This is a genomic window from Kitasatospora sp. NPDC059408, assembly GCF_042751525.1.
Taxonomy (GTDB): Bacteria; Actinomycetota; Actinomycetes; order Streptomycetales; family Streptomycetaceae; genus Kitasatospora.
Window position 1 is genome coordinate 2,731 of the sequence record NZ_JBHYWI010000076.1, and the last position, 2,323, is coordinate 5,053.

A 2,323-nucleotide genomic window follows, 5' to 3' on the forward strand; every position below is an offset into this window, starting at 1 on the left:
GTGTCCACTACCAAACATCCACACCCCCGGGGGGGGGTTCTGTTGTCGTCTGGGGGTTCCCGGCGGGACGGGCGGGGGGGGGGGGGGGGGGGCCCCCCCCCCCGCCCCGCCGCGCCCCCGACGGCGCCAAGACGTCCACCACCATGACGTTTTCTTAACGCGGGCCGATGACGACTCCTTAACGCCGGTCGCATAGCCTGGCGCACTGCCGTCGCCCGACGGCGCTTTTACGGGGTCTTGAACAAGAGGTGCAAGGTGGTTTCGTCGGGTTCGACGGAGACGGGGACGGCGCAGGTGGCGGCGTCCCCGGAGGTGGCCGCGCCGTCGGCGCGAATACGCCTCCGCAGCTGGCTGCTGGCCGACGCGTCCGTGGCCAAGGACACGCAGGGTGACCAGAACGGGCAGGACGGCGGCGAAGCGCACGGCGGTCACCAGGGCCAGCGCTGGTGGCGCGTGATGTGCCTGACCGGCCTGGACTACTTCTCGACGCTCGGCTACCAGCCGGGCATCGCGGCCCTCGCGGCCGGCCTGCTGTCGCCGATCGCCACGATCGTGCTGGTGATCGTGACCCTGCTGGGCGCGCTGCCGGTCTACCGGCGGGTGGCCCAGGAGAGCCCGCGCGGCGAGGGCTCGATCGCGATGCTGGAGCGGCTGCTGTCGTTCTGGAAGGGCAAGCTCTTCGTGCTCGCCCTGCTCGGCTTCGCGGCGACGGACTTCATCATCACGATCACGCTCTCGGCCGCCGACGCCAGCGCGCACCTGGTCGAGAACCCGCACCTGAACAGCGTCCTCGGCGGCAAGCAGATGCTGATCACGCTGATCCTGGTCGCGCTGCTCGGCGCGGTGTTCCTGAAGGGCTTCGGCGAGGCGATCGGCCTGGCCGTCGGCCTGGTCGTGGTCTACCTGGCGCTCAACGTCGTGGTCGTCGCGGTCGGCATCTGGAAGATCATCCAGGCTCCGCACGTCGTCACCGACTGGTCCAACGCGCTGACCGTCCAGCACGGCAACATCTTCGTCATGATCGGCGTCGCGCTGGTCGTGTTCCCCAAGCTCGCGCTCGGCATGTCCGGGTTCGAGACCGGCGTCGCCGTCATGCCGCACATCGAGGGCGACGCGGGCGACACCGAGGCGAACCCGGCCGGCCGCATCCGCGGCACCCGCAAGCTGCTCACCACCGCCGCCGTGATCATGAGCACCTTCCTGATCGCCACCAGCTTCATCTGCACGCTGCTCATCCCGGCCAAGGAGTTCGAGGCCGGCGGCGAGGCCAACGGCCGCGCCCTCGCCTTCCTCGCGCACCAGTACCTGGGCGGCGCCTTCGGCAGCGTCTACGACCTGTCGACGATCGCGATCCTGTGGTTCGCCGGCGCCTCCGCCATGGCGGGCATGCTCAACCTGCTGCCCCGCTACCTGCCGCGCTACGGCATGGCCCCGCACTGGGCGCGCGCCGTCCGTCCGATGGTGATCGTCCTTACTCTCGTCGGCTTCCTGATCACCTGGCTGTTCGACGCCAACGTCGACGCCCAGGGCGGCGCCTACGCGACCGGCGTGCTCGTGCTGATCAGCTCGGCGGCCATCGCCGTGACCATCGCCGCCTACAAGAAGCGCCAGCGCGGCTGGACCACGGCCTTCGGGATCATCTCGGCCGTGTTCCTGTACACCACCGTGATCAACACGATGGAGCGTCCGGACGGCGTCAAGATCGGTGCCTGCTTCATCGCCGGCATCATCCTGGTGTCGCTGCTCTCCCGGCTCAAGCGGGCCTTCGAGCTGCGCGTCACCGACGTGACCCTGGACGACGTCGCCGAGCGCTTCATCCGCGACTACGCGCACCGCCCGCTGCGCCTGATCGCCAACGAGCCGACCCACCGGGACGTCGCCGAGTACCGCGACAAGATCCGCCAGATCCGCGCCGACAACGACATCCCGGGCGAGGACGACCTGGTCTTCGTCGAGGTGACGGTCCGCGACGCCTCGGACTTCGAGTCCGAGCTCACCGTCCGCGGCGAGGTGCTGCACGGGCGCTACCGGGTGCTGACGCTGGAGAGCTCCAGCGTCCCGAACGCGATCGCCGCGCTGGCGCTCACCGTCCGGGACCGCACGGGCCAGCGGCCGCACCTGTACTTCGAGTGGACCGAGGGCAACCCGTTCGCCCAGTTCCTGCGGTTCTTCCTGTTCGGCCAGGGCGAGGTGGCCCCGGTCACCCGCGAGGTGCTGCGCGAGGCGGAGCCGGACCGCACGCGCCGCCCGCGCGTCCACGTCGGGTAACGCGCCCCGCCGTCCGTCGGCCCGTCCGGTCCTGGTGACCGGGCGGGCCCGCCGC

The 2,323-nt window shown here is 70.6% G+C and carries 1 protein-coding gene; it reads left to right on the forward strand.

The window, feature by feature from the left end:
* Positions 1-369 precede the first annotated feature (369 nt).
* The gene (locus tag ACFXDE_RS34785) at positions 370-2,268 is read left to right on the forward strand and encodes an amino acid transporter (RefSeq protein WP_380498499.1); all 1,899 of its coding nucleotides are present in this window, start codon (positions 370-372) and stop codon (positions 2,266-2,268) included.
* Positions 2,269-2,323 lie beyond the last annotated feature (55 nt).